General features: G+C 73.1%; 18 protein-coding genes. 9 read left to right on the forward strand and 9 right to left on the reverse strand.

Going from position 1 to position 17,921, the window contains the following annotated elements:
- Positions 1–143 precede the first annotated feature (143 nt).
- From galT to galE, 3 genes are read left to right on the forward strand one after another with little or no spacing between them, the layout of a single operon-like run.
- Positions 144–1,313, forward strand: a complete 1,170-nt coding sequence (galT, locus tag KV394_RS02480) for a galactose-1-phosphate uridylyltransferase (RefSeq protein WP_247982830.1) — start codon at positions 144–146, stop codon at positions 1,311–1,313.
- Positions 1,310–2,488: a galactokinase gene (gene galK / locus KV394_RS02485; RefSeq protein WP_247982226.1), complete on the forward strand. Its 1,179-nt coding sequence runs from the start codon at positions 1,310–1,312 to the stop codon at positions 2,486–2,488. Before galT ends, galK begins: the two co-directional genes overlap by 4 nt.
- A gap of 46 nt (positions 2,489–2,534) precedes the next feature.
- Positions 2,535–3,515 (forward strand): UDP-glucose 4-epimerase GalE, encoded by a 981-nt coding sequence (gene galE, locus KV394_RS02490; protein WP_136045195.1) that lies wholly within the window; start codon positions 2,535–2,537, stop codon positions 3,513–3,515.
- Between the two features lie 3 nt (positions 3,516–3,518).
- On the opposite strand, the gene KV394_RS02495 is transcribed toward galE, so the two are convergent.
- Genes KV394_RS02495 through KV394_RS02505 form a run of 3 tightly spaced genes read right to left on the reverse strand, consistent with a single transcriptional unit; the run spans position 3,519 to position 6,936 of the window.
- Positions 3,519–4,844, reverse strand: a complete 1,326-nt coding sequence (locus KV394_RS02495; protein ID WP_247982227.1) for an MFS transporter — start codon at positions 4,842–4,844, stop codon at positions 3,519–3,521.
- Complete coding sequence (locus KV394_RS02500) at positions 4,841–5,770, reverse strand: polysaccharide deacetylase family protein (RefSeq protein WP_247982228.1); 930 nt, start codon at positions 5,768–5,770, stop codon at positions 4,841–4,843. The genes KV394_RS02495 and KV394_RS02500 overlap by 4 nt, the downstream gene beginning before the upstream one ends.
- 17 nt (positions 5,771–5,787) lie before the next feature.
- Positions 5,788–6,936: an ROK family protein gene (locus tag KV394_RS02505; protein ID WP_136035391.1), complete on the reverse strand. Its 1,149-nt coding sequence runs from the start codon at positions 6,934–6,936 to the stop codon at positions 5,788–5,790.
- A gap of 122 nt (positions 6,937–7,058) precedes the next feature.
- Here KV394_RS02505 and KV394_RS02510 point away from each other — a divergent pair, with 122 nt between their 5' ends.
- The gene (locus KV394_RS02510; RefSeq protein WP_247982229.1) at positions 7,059–7,586 is read left to right on the forward strand and encodes a GNAT family N-acetyltransferase; all 528 of its coding nucleotides are present in this window, start codon (positions 7,059–7,061) and stop codon (positions 7,584–7,586) included.
- Between the two features lie 24 nt (positions 7,587–7,610).
- On the opposite strand, the gene KV394_RS02515 is transcribed toward KV394_RS02510, so the two are convergent.
- Positions 7,611–9,059, reverse strand: coding sequence for a gamma-aminobutyraldehyde dehydrogenase (locus KV394_RS02515; protein WP_247982230.1), 1,449 nt, complete (start codon positions 9,057–9,059; stop codon positions 7,611–7,613).
- Positions 9,060–9,158: 99 nt separating this feature from the next.
- Between KV394_RS02515 and KV394_RS02520 the strand changes: the two genes are divergently transcribed.
- Genes KV394_RS02520 through KV394_RS02530 form a run of 3 tightly spaced genes read left to right on the forward strand, consistent with a single transcriptional unit; the run spans position 9,159 to position 11,399 of the window.
- Complete coding sequence (locus KV394_RS02520) at positions 9,159–9,623, forward strand: Lrp/AsnC family transcriptional regulator (protein WP_247982231.1); 465 nt, start codon at positions 9,159–9,161, stop codon at positions 9,621–9,623.
- Positions 9,624–9,648: 25 nt separating this feature from the next.
- Entirely contained in the window at positions 9,649–11,052 is a 1,404-nt protein-coding gene (locus KV394_RS02525) for an NAD(P)/FAD-dependent oxidoreductase (protein ID WP_247982232.1), read from the forward strand.
- A complete protein-coding gene (locus KV394_RS02530) occupies positions 11,049–11,399 on the forward strand; it encodes a cupin domain-containing protein (RefSeq protein WP_247982233.1) in 351 nt (116 codons plus the stop codon). Before KV394_RS02525 ends, KV394_RS02530 begins: the two co-directional genes overlap by 4 nt.
- Before the next feature lie 3 nt (positions 11,400–11,402).
- On the opposite strand, the gene KV394_RS02535 is transcribed toward KV394_RS02530, so the two are convergent.
- The 5 genes from KV394_RS02535 to KV394_RS02555 form a co-directional block, all read right to left on the reverse strand.
- Positions 11,403–12,314 (reverse strand): DNA-methyltransferase, encoded by a 912-nt coding sequence (locus KV394_RS02535; protein WP_136045501.1) that lies wholly within the window; start codon positions 12,312–12,314, stop codon positions 11,403–11,405.
- A 65-nt stretch (positions 12,315–12,379) separates the two neighbouring features.
- Positions 12,380–13,429, reverse strand: coding sequence for a lipoate--protein ligase family protein (locus KV394_RS02540; protein ID WP_136028538.1), 1,050 nt, complete (start codon positions 13,427–13,429; stop codon positions 12,380–12,382).
- Between the two features lie 33 nt (positions 13,430–13,462).
- The gene (locus KV394_RS02545) at positions 13,463–14,200 is read right to left on the reverse strand and encodes a DUF1684 domain-containing protein (protein WP_136045497.1); all 738 of its coding nucleotides are present in this window, start codon (positions 14,198–14,200) and stop codon (positions 13,463–13,465) included.
- A 235-nt stretch (positions 14,201–14,435) separates the two neighbouring features.
- Positions 14,436–15,290: an alpha/beta fold hydrolase gene (locus KV394_RS02550; protein WP_136028536.1), complete on the reverse strand. Its 855-nt coding sequence runs from the start codon at positions 15,288–15,290 to the stop codon at positions 14,436–14,438.
- A gap of 9 nt (positions 15,291–15,299) precedes the next feature.
- Positions 15,300–16,043, reverse strand: coding sequence for a copper homeostasis protein CutC (locus KV394_RS02555; RefSeq protein WP_247982234.1), 744 nt, complete (start codon positions 16,041–16,043; stop codon positions 15,300–15,302).
- A gap of 71 nt (positions 16,044–16,114) precedes the next feature.
- Here KV394_RS02555 and KV394_RS02560 point away from each other — a divergent pair, with 71 nt between their 5' ends.
- Complete coding sequence (locus tag KV394_RS02560; RefSeq protein WP_136034152.1) at positions 16,115–16,555, forward strand: MarR family winged helix-turn-helix transcriptional regulator; 441 nt, start codon at positions 16,115–16,117, stop codon at positions 16,553–16,555.
- A 5-nt stretch (positions 16,556–16,560) separates the two neighbouring features.
- Positions 16,561–17,895, forward strand: coding sequence for an MFS transporter (locus KV394_RS02565; protein WP_136034163.1), 1,335 nt, complete (start codon positions 16,561–16,563; stop codon positions 17,893–17,895).
- Positions 17,896–17,921: the final 26 nt, after the last annotated feature.

Consider the following 17,921-nt stretch of genomic DNA (forward strand, 5'->3'; position numbering starts at 1 on the left):
GAGACGCGGGCGGCGTCCGGCGCGGCGGATGCGGAGGCGGGGGTGTCTCGTGCCACGCGTCCTCCGTTCACAACTCCGTCATGTTGACGTTATCACGCGCGGAGACCTACCATGTTGACGTGAACACGCCCGATTCCCCTGAGATGCGGACGCAGGTCCTCGGTGCCGGCGTCGTCCGCCGCGCCACGACCCTCGCCGACGGCCGCGACCTCTTCTACTACGACGACCCCGGCACCGCCCTCGGCGCGGAGCGAGCCGTCGACGCCCGCACCCTCGCCCCGCGACCCGACACCGCGACCATGCGGCTCGACGTGCTGACGGGCGACTGGATCACGGTCGCCGCGAATCGACAGCACCGCGTGATGATGCCGAGCGCCGACGCCGACCCGCTCGCCCCGCAGACCCCGGGCAACCCGTCCGAGGTGCCGTCGCGCTACGACGTCGCCGTGTTCGAGAACCGCTCCCCCGCGTTCGGCCCCGCGCTCGCCGAGGCCGTGGGCGCCGCCCCCACCGCCGCCGACGCCCCGCGCGGGCTCGACGACCTCGACGCCCCGGGCCTCGGTCGCACCCGCACCGCGGTCGGACGCTGCGAGGTCGTGTGCTTCAGCCCCGAGCCCGCGGGATCGTTCGGCACCCAGACCGTCACGCGCGCCCGCACCGTGATCGAGGCGTGGGCCGACCGCACCGAAGCCCTCTCCGCACTGCCCGGCATCCAGCAGGTGTTCCCGTTCGAGAACCGCGGCGCCGAGATCGGGGTCACGCTGCCCCACCCGCACGGCCAGATCTACGCCTACCCGTACGTGACGCCGCGCACGACCCGCACGCTCGACATGATCGACCGCACCGCGCCCGACCTGTTCGCCCGCATCCTCGACACCGAGCAGCGGTCCGAGCGCGTCGTGCTCCGCGGCGAGCACTGGACCGCGTTCGTGCCCTTCGCCGCCCGCTGGCCGCTGGAGGTGCATCTGATGCCGCACCGCCACGTGCCCGACCTCGCCGCGACCACCGACGCCGAGCGCGACGAGCTCGCCCCGCTCTACCTGCGCCTGCTGCGCGGGGTCGATGCGCTGTACGACACCCCGACGCCCTACATCGCCGCGTGGCATCAGGCTCCCGTGCGCGTGGGCCGCGACAGCGTGCGCCTGCACCTGCAGCTGACGAGCCCCCGCCGCGCCGCCGACCGGCTCAAGTACCTCGCCGGCTCCGAGGCGGCGATGTGGGCGTGGGCCGCCGAGGTCACGCCGGAGCAGGGGGCCGAGCGCCTCCGCGACGCCATCGCCCGCACGGACGCCGTGGACGGAGTCTCCGCATGACCGCGGTGCGGGAGGCCGAGGCCCTGTTCGCGACCCTGACCGGGCACGGGCCGGACGGCGTGTGGTCGGCTCCCGGTCGCGTGAACCTGATCGGCGAGCACACCGACTACAACGACGGCTTCGTGCTGCCGTTCGCGATCCCGCAGCGCACGGCCGCGGCGGTCGGCGGGCGCGACGACGGTCGGCTCCGCGTCACCTCCACGTTCGCGGACGAGCCCGTGGAGGTCGCCCTCGACGACCTCGACCGCCTGTTCCCCACCGCGCCCGGGAGCCGCCCCGCGGTGCCGGAGTGGGCCGCGTACCCGCTCGGGGTGGCGTGGGCGCTGCGCCGGGCGACGGGGGTGCCGGGCCACGGCGCCGACATCGCGATCGCGTCGACCGTGCCGGTGGGCGCCGGGCTGTCGTCGTCGGCCGCGATCGAGGGCGCCACGTCGTCCGCGCTGAACGAGCTGTGGGGCACCGGGCTCGACGCGGTGGCCCTCGCGCGCATCGGTCGCACGGCCGAGAACGAGGCGGTCGGCGCCCCCACCGGGATCATGGACCAGATGTCGTCGATGCTCGGCGAGCCCGACGCCGCGATCTTCCTCGACTGCCGCTCGCTGGAGGCCGAGGTCGTGCCTCTGGGCATGGCCGCGGCCGGGCTGTCCGTGCTGGTGATCGACACCCGCGTGAAGCACGCCCACTCGACCGGCGGCTACCGCGCGCGCCGCGAGTCGTGCGAGCGCGGCGCCGCGGCGCTCGGGGTGCCCGCGCTGCGCGACGTCGCGGTGGCGGACCTCGCCCGCGCGCAGGAGCTGCTCGACGACGAGACCTTCCGCCGCGTGCGCCACATCGTCACCGAGAACCAGCGCGTGCGCGACACCGTCACCGTGCTGCGGGCGGAGGGCGCGCGGGCCATCGGCGGCCTGCTCGTCGCCTCGCACGCCTCGATGCGCGACGACTTCGAGATCTCCACCCCCGAGCTCGACACCGCAGTCGACGCCGCGCTCGCCGCCGGTGCCCTGGGGGCGCGCATGACCGGCGGCGGCTTCGGGGGCGCGGCGATCGCGCTCGTGCCGCGCGACGAGGTCGAGGCGGTGACGACCGCCGTGCGCGCCCGGTTCGCCGAGGCCGGATACGCCGAGCCGCACGTGTTCACCGTCAGCCCGTCCGCAGGTCCGCACCGCGACGCCTGACACAATGAGTGGTCGAGCCGCCACGGTCGCGGCAGGAGAGGAACGCATGTCCTGGATCGTCACCGGCGGCGCCGGCTACATCGGCGCCCACGTGGTCCGCGCTCTCGCGGAGGCGGGTCTCACCCCGGTCGTGCTCGACGACCTGTCCAGCGGCGTCGCCTCGTTCGTGCCGGAGGGCGTGCCGTTCGTGCAGGGCAGCATCCTCGACCGCGACCTGGTCGAGAAGGCCCTGCGCGACCACGACGCCGACGGCGTGATCCACGTGGCCGGGTACAAGTACGCGGGGGTCTCCGTCCAGCGCCCGCTGCACACCTACGCGCAGAACGTGGAGGGCACCCGCGTGATCCTGGAGGCCATGCAGGCCGCCGGCGCCGCGAACATCGTGTTCTCCTCCTCGGCCGCCGTGTTCGGCACACCCGACGTGCCGCTCGTGGTGGAGGACACCGCCAAGAAGCCGGCGAGCCCCTACGGGGAGTCGAAGCTGATCGGCGAGTGGCTGCTGCGCGACCAGGCCATCGCCACCGCCGACAGCGAGCGGCCGCTCCGGCAGACCTCGCTGCGCTACTTCAACGTCGTCGGCTCGGCCGACCCCGCGGTGTACGACGTGAGCCCGCACAACCTCTTCCCGATCGTGTTCGAGGCGCTGCTGGAGGGCCGCACCCCGAAGATCTTCGGCGACGACTACGACACCCCCGACGGCACGAACGTGCGCGACTACGTGCACGTGGGCGACATCGCCGCCGCGCACGTGGCCGCCGCGCAGCGCCTCGCGGCGGGCGAGCCCATCGAACCGGCGTACAACCTCGGCTCGGGCGACGGCCTCAGCGTGGCGCAGATCATGGACGCGGTCGCCCGGGTCACGGGCATCGACTTCACGCCCGAGATCGGCCCTCGGCGCCCGGGCGACCCCGACCGCATCGTGGCCACCGGCGAGCTCGCAGCGCGCGACCTCGACTGGCGCATGCGGTACACGGTCGACGAGATGGTGCGCACGGGCTGGGAAGCGCGGCGGGCCGCCGGCGCCTGAGCCTCACACGTCGCGGGTGCGGATGGGGTAGAGCCAGAAGCACAGCCACGCGAGCGCGGTGAACCCCAGCGGGATCACCGCCAGCATGAGCCGGATGCCGCCGTCGACCGTGTCGGGCTGCGCCTCGCCGAGCGTCGCGTCGAACCCCGACGCCGTGAGCACGACCGCCGCGACGATCGCCTGCAGCACGACGGAGCCGCGGACGACGAAGCCGTTGACGCCGAAGTACGCGCCCTCCCGCCGATGCCCCGTGCGCGTCGCGTCGTCGTCGATGATCTGCGCCAGCACGACCTCGAGCAGTTGCAGCAGCCCGCCCACGCCCACACCCACCGCGACGCCGACGAGAGCCGCTCCGAGCACCGACGTGGGGATCAGATACCCGAGCACCGCGACCCCGAACACCGCCACGCTCCACAGCAGGGCCGTGCGGGGGGAGGTGCGGCGGACCACCGTGCTCCACAGCACGATCGACGGGATAGCGGTCACGAAGATCGCACCGAGCAGCAGGCTGCCCTCCCCTTCCGCCGCACCCAGCGAGTACCGCACGTAGAACGGGACCGACGCGAGGATCACCGCGATCGAGGTCTGCACGCACAGCGACCCCAGCACGTACGGCACGAACGCCCGATTGCGGAACGTGTAGGTGAGCTGGTCGCGCCAGCGCATCGCCTCGGACGCCGCCTCCGGCACGCGCCGCTCGATCATGCCGCCGAAGAACGACCACGCCAGCAGCACGAGGCACACGCCGGACAGCACGAGCGCCATGCCCGGCCAGCCGATCGCGTCGTACAGTGCCGGGGCGCCCGCCGTGCCGAGCACCATGCCGAGGATCGCGAAGATCTGCCGCGGCACGTTGCCCCGCGCGCGCTCCTCCGTCGTGCGGAAGATCTCCGGGAACAGCGCCGAGATGTTGAGCACCACCACCACGAACGCGATGTCGTAGACCGCGACCACCACCAGGAACCAGGCGATGAGGCCGTCCGCGGGCAGGTCGGGCGGCATCCACACCAGCGCGAACGCCACCACCAGCGGCACGATGCCGAGTCCGATCCACGGGATGCGGCGGCCCCACGGCGTGCGGATCCGGTCGGACAGCGCGCCCATCAGCGGGTTGAGCGCCGCGTTGAGGATGCCGTGCGCGACCATCGCGACGGCCACCCAGGTGGCGGGCACCGCGAGGTGCGACACGTAGAAGTAGACGACGAACGCAGAGAACGTCTGCGTCATCAGCTGCGTGGGGAACCCGGACGCCCCGAACGCGATCGACTGCGCCCGCGTCGGGGCCGCGTCGAGACGACGGTCGCGCAGCCGGTCCGCGAGCGCCGTCACCGGGCCGCCCCGCGCTGCAGGTCGCGCAGGTCGCGCCAGCCGACCCGCACCAGGCCCTCGTCGTCGATCGTCTGCTCCACGAGCGGGTCGTCGAGCAGCCGCAGCTCGTAGCCGCGCTTGGCCGCCCCGAAGTCGACGGCGGCGCGCAGCTCGGCGCCGTCGGTCATCGGGTGCAGGTAGATCTCGGTCACGCCGGGCGGCACGGCCCGCAGCACGTCGAGGAACCCGTCGCGCACCCGCTCGTACGTCTCCTCCTGCGCCGTGCCCTCACCGGCCAGCTCGAACGGGTGCGTCCACAGCCGGTCGATGATCTCCACGCCGAGCGCATCGGCGGCGGCCGTGGCCTCCGCGAGCTTCGCCTGCAGCTCCTGGTCGGCCTCCGCGCCCTCCCGGTACCGCGGAAGCCGGAACGGCAGGCCGAGCCGGGCGGCGAGCTCGAACACCGGCCGCAGGAAGTCGCGCCCGCTCTGCAGTCCGTAGACCGAGCCCATGTGGTTGTCGAGGTGGGTGACGTCGACTCCGGCGTCGAGCGCGGCCTGCACCTGCGCCGTCAGCTCGGCGGCCACGTCGGCCTCGGATGCTCCCTGCTCGACCGCGGCGACCTCGTTCGGGAAGAAGCCGTCGCCGTCGACGAGGGTGGTGCCGGGGCCGGTGAGCGGACGCCACCGGTAGCGCCGCCACTCGCTGGTGAGCACGAGGTGCACGCCCACATCGAGGTCGCGTCGACCGGCGGCGAACGCGAGCGCCTCGGGCGCCCAGGCGCACGGGACCATGACGGTCGCGCTGTCGATACGGCCCCGCTCGAGGAGGCTCCCGATCGCCGTGTTCGCCGCGTGGCACATGCCGAAGTCGTCGGCGTTGAGGATGATCGCCCTGGTACCGGACGGGAGGCCGAGCCGGTCGGCGAGCGGGGGCGGAGCGGTCATGGCGGGTCCTGTCGGGGTCAGCGGCCGGGTCGGGGGGTGGCGGCCGCGGGGGTGAGGAGACGGGAGAAGACGAGCGCGCGCAGGGCGGAGGCCGCCTCGCCCACGACCCCGACGAGCGGAGCCTCCGGGCCGAACGCCGAGACGAGGAACCGGAGCGGCAGCTGCGCGGCGAACTCCTCCGCGACGCGGTCGACCGCCTCCACGAGCGCGGGGTGCGCGGCCTCGCCGCCGAGGATGAACGCCTCGGGGTCGAGCACGAGCGCCACGGTGCCCGCCGCCACCACCAGGCGCCGGCCGATCTCGGCCACCAGCTCGCGCGCCTTCTCGTCGCCCTGCTGCGCGGCTTCGAGGTGGGCCAGCAGGGGCGCCCGCACGTCGAGGCCCAGACCGAGCGCGAGGTCGTGCACCACCTCCTCCCCCACGATGGGGGCGCCGATCGGCAGCGGCGACTGCGGCAGATACATGATCTCGCCCGCGACACCCGAGAAGCCCCGGTGCAGCAGCCCCTCGATCACGATGCCCGCGCCGAGGTCGTCGTCGAGCAGGAACAGGGCGAAGCTGCTCAGCTCGGCCCCCGCCCCCGCCGTCAGCTCCGCGAGCGCGGCCAGGTTCACGTCGTTCTCCACCTGCACGGGGCACCCGAGCGCCGTCTGCAGCGCCGAGCGGAACGCACCGCCGTCCGGGCCCTGGTCGTCGCGGATGCCGCCGTCGGCCGTCACGATGCCGGGCACCCCGACCACCGCGAGGTGCAGCGGGCCGCGCGTGGACTCCCGGCACGACGCCACGAGCCCGGCGATGTGCCCGACCCGGTCCCCGGACGAGGGGAACGGCGCGTGCTGCTCAGCCCGCACGGTCCCGGTCGCATCGACCAGCACGACGTGGGCGGCATGATGGTCCACGTGCACCGCGGCGGCGACCCCGAGCAGCGGGTGCAGGGCCACGCGCCCCGCGGCGGGACCCCGCGCACCGCGGTCGACACCGGCGGCCGCCACCGCACCGCCCGCCTCCAGCATCCGCAGCACCTGGGTCACGGCCGTGCGCGACAGCCCGGTCGCCGCCATCAGCTCCGCGCGCGTCTGCGGACCGCTGTCGGCGAGCCGCTCCAGGATCGCGCGGCCGTTGAGCGACCGGAGCAGGCTCTGCGGTCCGGCAAGGGGTCGTGACATGCGGCTGATCCTCGGAGGTGTCGATGCTCGTGGTTCGGCTCGGGTGCCCGGCCAGCATGCTACATCCGGCCGCGTGCGTCCACCCCGATTCCGCCGTCGCCGCACGCACCTAGGGTGGAGGGATGACGTCCTTCGTGATCCGCGACGCCCGCGCCGACGACGCCGATGCCGTGGCCCGAGTGCACGTGCGCTCGTGGCAGACCGCCTACCGCGGCCTGATCGACCAGGAGGTGCTCGACGGGCTCTCGGTCTCGGAGCGCGCCGAGGGGTGGCGGCGGATCTTCGCCGACCCGCTGCCCACGAGCCTGGGCACCCTGGTGGCGGTGCGCGACGGCGCGGTGATCGCGTGGGCGTCGTTCGGCTCGGGGCGCGACCCCGACGGTCTCGACGACGCCGAGCTGTACGGCATCTACGCCGACCCGGACACGTGGTCGACGGGCGCGGGTCATGCGCTGCTCGAAGCCGCGGAGGCGCGCATGATCGAGGCCGGGCACACGCGCGGCTACCTGTGGGTGCTCGACGGCAACGACCGCGCCGACGGGTTCTACGCCCGGCACGGGTGGGAGCTCGACGGGGCGACCAAGATCGACCAGCGCCAGCAGTTCACGCTCCGCGAGCACCGCCGCGTCAAGCTGCTCGGCCCGCGCTGAGCCCGGACGGCCCGGGGCCGCCCGTCAGTCGATCGCGCTCATGACGTGCTTGAGGCGGGTGTAGTCGTCGAAGCCGTACTGGGACAGGTCCTTGCCGTAGCCGGAGTGCTTGAAGCCGCCGTGCGGCATGTCCGAAACGAACGGCAGGTGGGTGTTGATCCACACGCACCCGAAGTCGAGGTCGCGCGAGAAGCGCATCGCCCTGGCGTGATCCGTGGTCCACACCGACGCCGCGAGCGCGTACGGCACGCCGTTAGCGAGGGCCAGCGCCTCCTCCTCGGTCTCGAACGACTGCACGGTGAGCACGGGTCCGAAGATCTCGCCCTGCACGACCTCGTCGTCCTGCCGCACACCGGTCACGATCGTCGCCTCCCAGAAGTAGCCGCGGTCGCCCTGCCGGCGGCCGCCGGTGGCCACGGTGGCGTGCGCGGGGAGGCGGTCGATGAAGCCCTGCACCTGGGCGAGCTGGGCGGCGCTGCTGAGCGGTCCGTAGAGCACGCCCCGGTCGTGCGGGCCGCCGGTGCGCGCGTGCGTGCGGGCGCGGGCGACCAGGGCCGCCACGAGCTCGTCGTGCTTGGACGCGTGCACGAGCAACCGGGTGGCGGCCGTGCAGTCCTGCCCCGCGTTGAAGAACGCGCCGGCGACGATGCCCTCCACGGCGCGGTCGAGCGCCGCGTCGGCGAACACCAGTGCGGGGGCCTTGCCGCCGAGCTCCAGGTGCACGCGCTTCACGTCGTCGGCGGCCGATCGGGCGACCGCCATGCCCGCGCGCACCGAGCCGGTGATCGCGACCATCTGCGGCACCGGGTGGGCGATCAGCGCGGCGCCGGTGTCGCGGTCGCCCAGCACCACGTTGAACACTCCGGGCGGGGTGTGCCGCGCGACGATCTCGGCGAGCAGCAGCGTGGTGAGCGGCGTCGCCTCCGCGGGCTTGAGCACCACGGTGTTGCCCGCGGCGAGCGCCGGCGCGATCTTCCACACCGCCATGTTGAGCGGATAGTTCCACGGGGTGACCTGCGCGATGACCCCGATCGGCTCGCGGCGCACGAACGACGTGTGTCCGGCGACGTACTCCGCGGCGGCCCGCCCCTCGAGGCTGCGCGCGGCACCCGCGAAGAAGCGCAGCTGGTCGATGGACTGCTCGATCTCGTCGGCGACCAGCGTGGCGCGGGGCTTGCCGGTGTCGCGGGACTCCAGGTCGGCGAACTCCTCCGCCCGCTCGGCCATCTCGTCGGCGATGCGGAACAGGGCGAGCTGGCGCTGCGCGGGCGTGGTGTCGCGCCACTCGGGGAACGCGGCGGCCGCGGCGGCGACGGCCGCGTCCACGTCGGCGGCGTCGGACAGGGGGATCTCGCCGTACGGCTCCTCGGTCGCCGGGTCGATCAGCGGCAGCCGTCCCCGTCCGTGCGCGGGCACGGCGCGGCCGCCGAGGAAGTTGTGCAGGGGCTCGGTCGTCGTCGACGGGGTGTGCATGGCGCCATGGTAGCCACTCGAACGCGGAATCTGAAGGATGACGAGGGTCGAACGACGGAATCAGTTGCGACAGCCCCCTGAGAATGTCACTATCGGTACATGACTCCGACGCCGCAGCCGCCCCTCGACGACATCTCCAAGCGCATCGTCGAGCTGCTGCAGGAAGACGGCCGCCGCCCCTACTCCGAGATCGCGCGCGAGGTCGGACTCAGCGAGGCCGCCGCCCGCCAGCGGGTGCAGCGCATGACCGAGGCCGGGATCATCCAGATCGTCGCCGTCACCGATCCGCTCCAGCTCGGCTTCCGGCGCATGTCGATGATCGGCATCCGCGTCTCCGACGACCCCCGCGCGATCGCCGAGGAGCTGACCGCGATCACCGAGCTCGCGTACGTCGTCGTCACGCTCGGCACCTTCGACATCCTCGTCGAGGCGGTGTGCGAGGACGACGACCACCTGATCGACCTCATCGCCACCCGCATCCGCACCATCCCCGGCATCGTGCAGACCGAGAGCCTGCTCTACGCCGGACTGTACAAAGACCTCTACAACTGGGGAACGCGCTGACGCGTCCCCGCACCCGGGAGTGAACATGGGCACCACGGTCTTCGAACGCCGGCGTCCCGCGCCATCCGTCATCGACGAGTCCCTGCGCGACACCGCCCTGTCGGTCTTCTGGCTCGACGACGTCGACCGCCCGACGCATCCGCCGCTGCGCGGGACGGCACACGCCGACCTCGCGATCGTCGGCGGCGGCTACACCGGGCTGTGGACCGCGATCAGGGCGAAGGAGCGCGACCCCGGGCGCACGGTCGTGCTGCTCGAGGCCTCGCGCGTCGCCTGGGCCGCGTCGGGGCGCAACGGCGGCTTCTGCGAGGCCAGCATCACGCACGGCCACGAGAACGGCGTGAACCGGTGGCCGGAGGAGATCGACCGGCTCGAGGAGCTGGGGCGGCAGAACCTCGACGGCATCGAGGACACCGTGCGCCGGTACGCCCTCGACGCCGAGTTCGAGCGCACGGGCCAGCTGGCCGTGGCCGTGGAACCGCACCAGGTGGAGTGGCTGCGCGAGGAGGAGGGCTTCCTCGACCGCGACGCCGTGCAGGCCGAGGTGCACTCCCCCACGTTCCTCGCCGGCGCGTGGGACCGGGAGGGCACGGCCCTCGTGCACCCCGCCAAGCTCGGCCTGGAGCTCGCGCGCCTGGCCGTCGAGCTCGGCGTGCAGATCCACGAGCACACGATGGTGCGCCGCATCGAGGGACCCGACGCCGGCCCGGTCGCCCTCGTGACCGACGGCGGACGGGTGACCGCGGAGAACATCGCCCTCGCCACGAACGTGTTCCCTTCGCTGCTGAAGCGCAACCGGCTCATGACGGTGCCCGTGTACGACTACGTGCTGATGACCGAGCCGCTGTCGGCGGAGCAGCTCGACGCGATCGGCTGGCGCAACCGCCAGGGCCTCGCCGACAGCGCCAACCAGTTCCACTACTACCGGCTCACCGCCGACGACCGGATCCTGTTCGGCGGCTACGACGCGGTCTACCACTTCGGCGGGAAGGTGCGCCCCGCGTACGAGGACCGGATGGAGAGCCACCGACGCCTCGCCTCCCACTTCTTCACCACGTTCCCGCAGCTCGCCGGGCTCCGCTTCACGCACCGCTGGGCCGGCGCGATCGACTCCTCCAGCCGGTTCTGCGCGTTCTTCGGCACGGCCCGTCGCGGGCGCGTGGCCTACGCCACGGGATTCACCGGGCTCGGGGTGGGCGCCGCGCGGTTCGCCGCCGACGTGATGCTCGACAAGCTCGCCGGGGAGGAGACCGAGCGCACGGAGCTGCGCATGGTGCGCGAGAAGCCGATCCCCTTCCCGCCCGAGCCCGCCGCCTCGATCGGCATCAACCTGGTGCGCGCCGCGATGGACCGCGCCGACCACGACGGGGGACGACGCGGCCCGTTCCTGAAGACGCTCGACGCCCTCGGCATGGGGTTCGACTCGTGACCGCGCTGACACCGGGCACGCCCGTGGACGCGCGCGCCGTCGCCCTCGCGCACGAGCCCCTGCCCGCGGACGAGGTGCGCGACGGAGCGCCGACCGCGGCGTATGCCGTGCTCGACGCCACGGACGGGACGGAGATCGGCGTCTGGGAGATGACGCCGGGCGCCGCGAGCGACACCGAGGAGGACGAGGTGTTCGTGGTGCTGTCTGGCCGCGCGACCATCGAGTTCACCGAGCCCGCGCTGCCGTCTGTCGAGGTCGGGCCCGGGTCGGTGATGCGCCTGTCGGCCGGCATGCGCACGGTGTGGACGGTGACCGAGACGCTGCGCAAGGTCTCCCTCGCGGTCTGAGCCTCAGCCGCGACGGACCTCGGCGTGCGGCATGCGCTCGGCCATGATCCGCACCGCCTCGGGATTGTCGTCGACCAGCACCGCGTCACGGCCCAGCGCCGACGCCACCGCCCCGGTCGTGCCGCTGCCCGCGAAGAGGTCGAGCACGCGATCGCCCGGACGGCTCGACGCCGTGACGATGCGCCGCAGGATCCCCTCGGGCTTCTGCGTCGGATAGCCCGTCTTCTCGCGACCCGTGGTGGGGACGATGGTGTGCCACCACACGTCGGTGGGGAGCTTGCCGCGCGCCGCCTTCTCCGCCGTGACCAGACCGGGAGCCATGTACGGCTCGCGGTCGACGTCGTCGGAGTTGAACACGTACGTGCGCGGGTTCTTCACGTACACCAGGATCGTGTCGTGCTTGGTGGGCCAGCGCCGCCGCGACTTCGCCCCGTAGTCGTAGGCCCAGATCAGCTCGTTGAGGAAGCAGTCCCGCCCGAACACCGCGTCGAGCATCACCTTGGCGTAGTGCGCCTCCCGGTAGTCGAGGTGCAGATACAGCGTGCCGTCGTCGCCCAGCAGCCGCCACGCCTCCTCCAGCCGCGGCATCAGGAAGGCGCCGTAGTCGTCGAAGCTGTCGTCGTACGCGCGCAGCATGCCCCGCACCCGCTCGTACGCGTGGCCGTGGAACCCGTGCCGCACCTCGGCCTCGGTCGTCGCGGGTCCGGAAGTCCGCGGATCTGCCTCCGCATCAGGCCCGTCGGCACCGGGGGCCTCCGGGTCGGCGGGGTCGTGAGGAGTCGTGAACGTCCGCCGTGCGGTCACGACCTGCCGCTCGCGCGCCCGCCCGGTGTTGAACGGCGGATCGAGGTACACCAGCGTGAACGATCCGGACGGCAGGGTCGCGGCGACGGCGAGGTTGTCGCCCTCCACGATCTCGACCGCACCCCGCGGCGCCCCCTCCGCGGCGACGGGACGGCCCGCGCCCGCGTCCGAGGTCGTCACGGCACCCGGTGCAGCCACGCGTCGGTGGAGAACTTCGACTCCACCAGAGCCTCGGCGTCGGCGTACTCCTCCGGCGTGATCGTGCCGTCTTCGGCGGACGTGAGCGAGCGGAACGTCTCCACGAACCGGTCGATGATCTCCGCCCGCTCGAGCCCGGTCTGGCTGCGCAGCGGGTCGACGCGCTTCGCCGCCGACGTGGTGCCCTTGTCGCTGAGCTTCTCGCGGCCGATGCGCAGCACCTCGGTCATCACCTGACCGTCGATGTCGTACGACAGCGTCGCGTGGTGCAGCACCCCGCCGTTGGCGAGACGCTTCTGCGCGGCGCCGCCGATCTTGCCAGTGGGGCTCGCGATGTCGTTGAGCGGCTGGTACACCGCGTCGATGCCGAGCGAGCGCAGCGCCTGCAGCACCCAGTCGTCCAGGAACGCGTAGGAGTCGGCGAAGGTCATGCCCGCCACGAGCGACGCCGGCACGTACAGCGAGTAGGTGATGATCTGGCCGGCCGCCATGAGCATGGCCCCGCCGCCGGAGATGCGGCGCACCACGTCGAACCCGTGCCGGGCCGCGCCCTCAGGGTCGACCTCGTTGCGGTACGACTGGAACGAGCCGATCACGACCGCCGACTCGTCCCACTCCCAGATGCGCAGCGTGGGACGACGACGCCCCTCGCCCACGCGCGACGTGAGCACCTCGTCGAGCGCGAGGTTCATGCGCGGGGAGACGGCCCTGTCGTGCACGATCTCCCAGTCGAAGTCGCGCCAGCCCGGCGCGGTGACCAGGGCACGTCGCACGGCGGTGCCGACCGCCTCCGGCGTGAAGCCGAGCAGCTGCGCCCCCTCGGGGAGGGCCCCGCGGACGGCGGCCGCGATCGCGGAGGCGTCGGACTCCACGGGCAGACCCTCGACCGCCGCATTGATGTCGTCGAGCGCCGAGTCCGGTTCCAGGAAGAAGTCGCCTGCGAGCCGGAACCGCGCGATCCGGTCGTTCTCCACCTCGAGGTCGACGACGACGAGCTTGCCCCCAGGGACCTTGTATTCACCGTGCACGACTCCAGCTTAAGGCGCGCCGTGCCGCGCGGGTCAGCCGCCGAGCACCACCACGCGCTCCCCCGCGCGGATGGGCGTGGAGTAGCGGTTGCCCGGTGGCGGCAGCGGGCACACGAACTGGTCGGAGAACGCGCACGGCGGCAGGTAGGCGCGCGTGAAGTCGAGCACCGCCGTCCCGTCCTCGGCGGGCTCGTCGATCGGGAGGAAACGGAACCGGTACGTCTCCAGGCCGCTGGTGCCGTCGGAGAACACCGCGCTCAGCGTGCCCTGGCCGGTGCGGGTGACCGTGAGGGTGTGCGGGGCTCCGGCGAGCGTGAAGTGCAGGCGCCCCGCCACGTCCGTCTCGCGCGAGGCGCCGTCGACCGAGGTCACCAGGATCCGCTCGCCCGGCGTCGGCTCGAACGTGGCGGGCAGCCGCCACCGCTCGTCCGGGGCGTAGGCGTCGATCGCCGTGAACCACTCCCGCTGCGGGCGCGCGGGGTTCCACACGCGCAGCGCGATCGCTCCGTTGCGGTCGAACACGCGCAGCTCGCGGCGACCGAGGCGCAGGGTCTGGGTGCCACGGAGGGTGACGCTCGACCCCGCCTGACCGAGCTCGGTGCCGCGGATGCCATCGTCGCCGGCGAGGGCCCAGAGCCCGGGGATGCCGTCGACGGCCGCGGGCTCGCTGATGAGCCAGTTCGTGGACTCGAGCGCGGACGGCCCGTACTCCGCGCCGGCGTAGCGCTCGCGCGCCGCATGCCATTCGTGCCAGTCGCTCCGGAAACCCATCGCCGCGCGCCCTCCCGTCCCTGCTGCGGATGAGCCGAATCTAGGTCGCCGACGCCGGGCGCGGCGCGCTCGCGTCACACTCCTTCACCGCGCGTCATCCCGCGTCACAGTCCGCCTCGGTCGCGTGCGGGTGTGGGTGCGGACGGGCCGGTGCGGGTGCGAAAAGGGGCCCACGAGGTCGGGCGGAGGGCCGATAACGACCTCGCACCGGGGTCGCCGCCCGGCAGCGGGGATGTCAGCGGGCGGGGATGTGCGCGTCGAGCCACGCGAGCACGTCGGCGCGCACCTCGTCTTGCTGCTGCTCGTTGAAGATCTCGTGGCGGGCGTCGGGGTACACGAGGGTCGTGACGTCGGTGAGGCCCGAGCGGCGGCGGTACTCGTCGGCGAGCTTGTGGACGCTGCGCGGACCGCCGACCGGGTCGTCGCGGCCGACCAGGAGGAGCATCGGCAGGTCGCGGGCGAGGTGCTTCGCCGGGCGCCCGTAGAGCCGCGCCGCGTCGAGCGGACCGAACAGCTTCAGCAGGGGCACGCCCGTGGTGAGCGGGTCCTCCTCGAAGGACTTCCACACCGCGGGGTCGCGGCTCAGCCACTCGTATCCGGTCGCGTCGTCGGCGGCCCACGCGGCGTTCAGCGGCGCGGGGTTCAACGACCGCGGGGTCCGCAGTGCCGAGCCGGAGAGGATCACCGCGTCGTACGCCTCGGCGTGCTCGTTCACGAGCATCTGCGCCAGGAACGACCCCCACGAGTGCCCGAGGAGCACGAGCGGCAGGCCGGGGTTCTCGTCGCGGATGATGCCGGTGAGCTGCCAGATCGCGTCCTTCGCCGCCCGGAGTCCGCCGGGGCCGAGCCGCCCCAGCTTCTCGGGGTCGCCGTGCTGACGCAGACCGGTGCGCCCGTGGCCGCGGTGGTCGTCGGCGTACACGTGGAAGCCCGCGCCGGTGAGCGCGGCGATCAGCGCGGGATAGCGGCCGGCGTGCTCGCCCACGCCGTGCAGCAGCTGCACGACGCCGCGGGGCTCGCCCGCAGCCGGGTGGACGTCGTAGACGATGGCGATGCCGTGGGAATCGGTGAACTCGCGGGTGTCGGTCACGCTGCGACCCTACCGGTCGCGCCCCGCGAGCGCGTCCCTGATCGCGACCGCGATGTCGCGGTCGGTGACCTCGTAGCCGCCCACGCCGTCGGACGCCGAGCCCATGCGCACGCCGCCCTCGGCGACGACCGTGCGCTTGGCGGAGAAGTGGAGCGCGTCGATGCCGGTCTCGGCGAGCACGGGGGCACTCGCGACGTCGACGCCGCTGCCGGCCATGACCTCGATCGCGCCCTCGGCCGCGGCGACCAGGGCGCGCAGCGTGTCGATGCCGTCGATCGCGGCGGACGCTCCGCCCGAGGTGAGCACGCGGCGCAGCCCGAGCTCGCGCGCGGTGCGGAGCGTGGCGACCGGGTCGGCGGTCACGTCGATGGCGCGGTGCAGCGTGACGGGTGCTCCCCCGGCGGCGTCGCGGAGACGGGCGACGGCCTCGCGGTCGAGGCGGCCGGCGGCGTCGAGCACGCCGATCACGACGCCCGCGGCCCCCGCGGCGATCGCGTGGCGCACGTCGCGCTCGGCGACCGCGAGCTCGTCGGCGTCGTAGTGGAAGTCGCCGGCGCGCGGACGGATCAGCACGTGCACCTCCGGGCCGTCGGCGGCGGCGGCGAGCGCGAGCTCCACGGTCCCGGGCGAGGGGGTGAGGCCGCCGAGCGCGAGGGCCGTGGCAAGCTCGACACGGGCGGCGCCGATCTCTGCGGCGATGCGCACTCCGGCGGGGTCCTGGACGGCGAGTTCGAGAGCGAGGGTACGGGTCACCCGTCCATTCTGCCGGGTGGATGCGCGACGGCCCGCCCACGACGCCCGAATATTAGATAGACTAACTAAGTATGTCTGCGCCCGATGATCTCCTCGCCCTCACCGCCACAGACCTGCGCCTGGCCACGTTCCGGCTCGCCCGCCGCCTCCGCTGCGCCCGCGCCGCCGACACCATGAGCGACACCCAGCTCGCCGTGCTCGCCGATCTGCGCATGAACGGCCGGCGCACGATCTCCACCCTCGCCGAGCGCGAGCGCGTGACCGCCCCCTCCATGACCAGCATCGTCAACGGGCTCGAGGAGCAGGGCTACGTCGCCCGCACGCCCGACGAGGACGACCGCCGGCGCGTGCAGGTCGACATCACGCCCGCCGGCGCCGAGATCGTGGTCGAGACCATCCGCCGCCGCGACGAGCTGCTGGCCGACATGCTCCGCGAGGTCGACTACACCGAGGCCGAGCTCGCGATCCTGCGCGATGCGAGCGCCCTGATGCGGAGGGTGGTCGAACGATGAGCGCCATGTTCCGCTCGTTCGCGAACATCAACTACCGCATCTGGTTCGCGGGCGCCCTGGTCTCCAACGTCGGCGGCTGGATGCAGGCCACCGCGCAGGACTGGGTCGTGCTGACCGAGCTCACCGACAACGACGCGACCGCGATGGGCATCACGATGGCCCTCCAGTTCGGGCCGCCCCTCGTGCTCGTGAGCCTCACCGGCTGGGTGGCCGACCGCTTCGACCGCCGCCGCATCCTGCTCGCCACGCAGGGCTCGCTGCTCGCGCTCGCGATCGCCGTCGGCTCGCTGCTGCTGGCCGGCGTCATGACACTGCCGATGATGTTCGCCTTCGCGCTCGGCTTCGGCATCGTCAACGCGTTCGACGCCCCGGCCCGCCAGGCCTTCGTGTCCGACATGGTCTCCGCCGCCGACACCTCGAACGCGGTCGCCCTCAACTCCGCCTCGTTCAACCTCGCCCGCATGGTGGGCCCGGCCGTGGGCGGACTCCTCATCGTCGCGATCGGCTCCGGGTGGGTGTTCATCGCCAACGCCGCCACCTTCCTCGCGATGATCCTGGCCCTGCTGCTGATGCGCGCGAACCTGCTCGCCCCGCGGCCCAAGCACCGCAACCGGGGCGGGCTGGCCGAGGGCTTCCGCTACGTGTGGGCGCGCAGCGACCTCAAGGTCGTGTTCGTGACGGTGTTCCTGATCGGCGCGTTCGGCATGAACTTCCCGATCTTCGCCTCCACCATGGCCCTCGAGTTCGGTGCGGGAGCCGACGGCTACGGGGTGCTCAGCTCGGTGCTCGCGATCGGCTCGCTGATCGGCGCGCTGCTCGCCGCCCGCCGCGACACCGCCCGCGTGCGGGTCGTGATCCTCGCCGCGGGCGGGTTCGGCATCGCCGCGTTCGTGTCGGCCGCCATGCCGAGCTACCTCGCCTACGCCGTGACCCTCACCTTCACGGGCTTCATGATCGTGACGCTGCTGACCACGGCGAACGGGTACGTGCAGATCACGACCGACCCGGCGCTGCGCGGACGCGTGCTGGCGCTGTACATGGCCGTGATCATGGGTTCGACCCCGGTCGGCGCGCCGATCGCCGGGTGGGTCGCCGACACGTTCGGCCCCCGCGCCGCGATCATGCTGGGCGGCACGGCGGGCTTCGTCGCGTGCGCCATCGGCGTGCTGTGGGTGCTCACCTCCGGGCGCCTGCACCGGCACGAGACCAGCCGCTTCCTGCTCACCCTCGACGAGACGCGGCCGCTGCGGGTCGTGCAGCCCGTCGAACCGGTCGACTTCACCGAGAAGGCGACCGTGACCACGCCGATCCGCACGGTGCGCCGCGACGACGGCGAGTGACGACCGCGGCGTTTTGTCAACGCCCT

Source organism: Microbacterium sufflavum (assembly GCF_023101165.1).
Taxonomy (GTDB): Bacteria; Actinomycetota; Actinomycetes; order Actinomycetales; family Microbacteriaceae; genus Microbacterium; species Microbacterium sufflavum.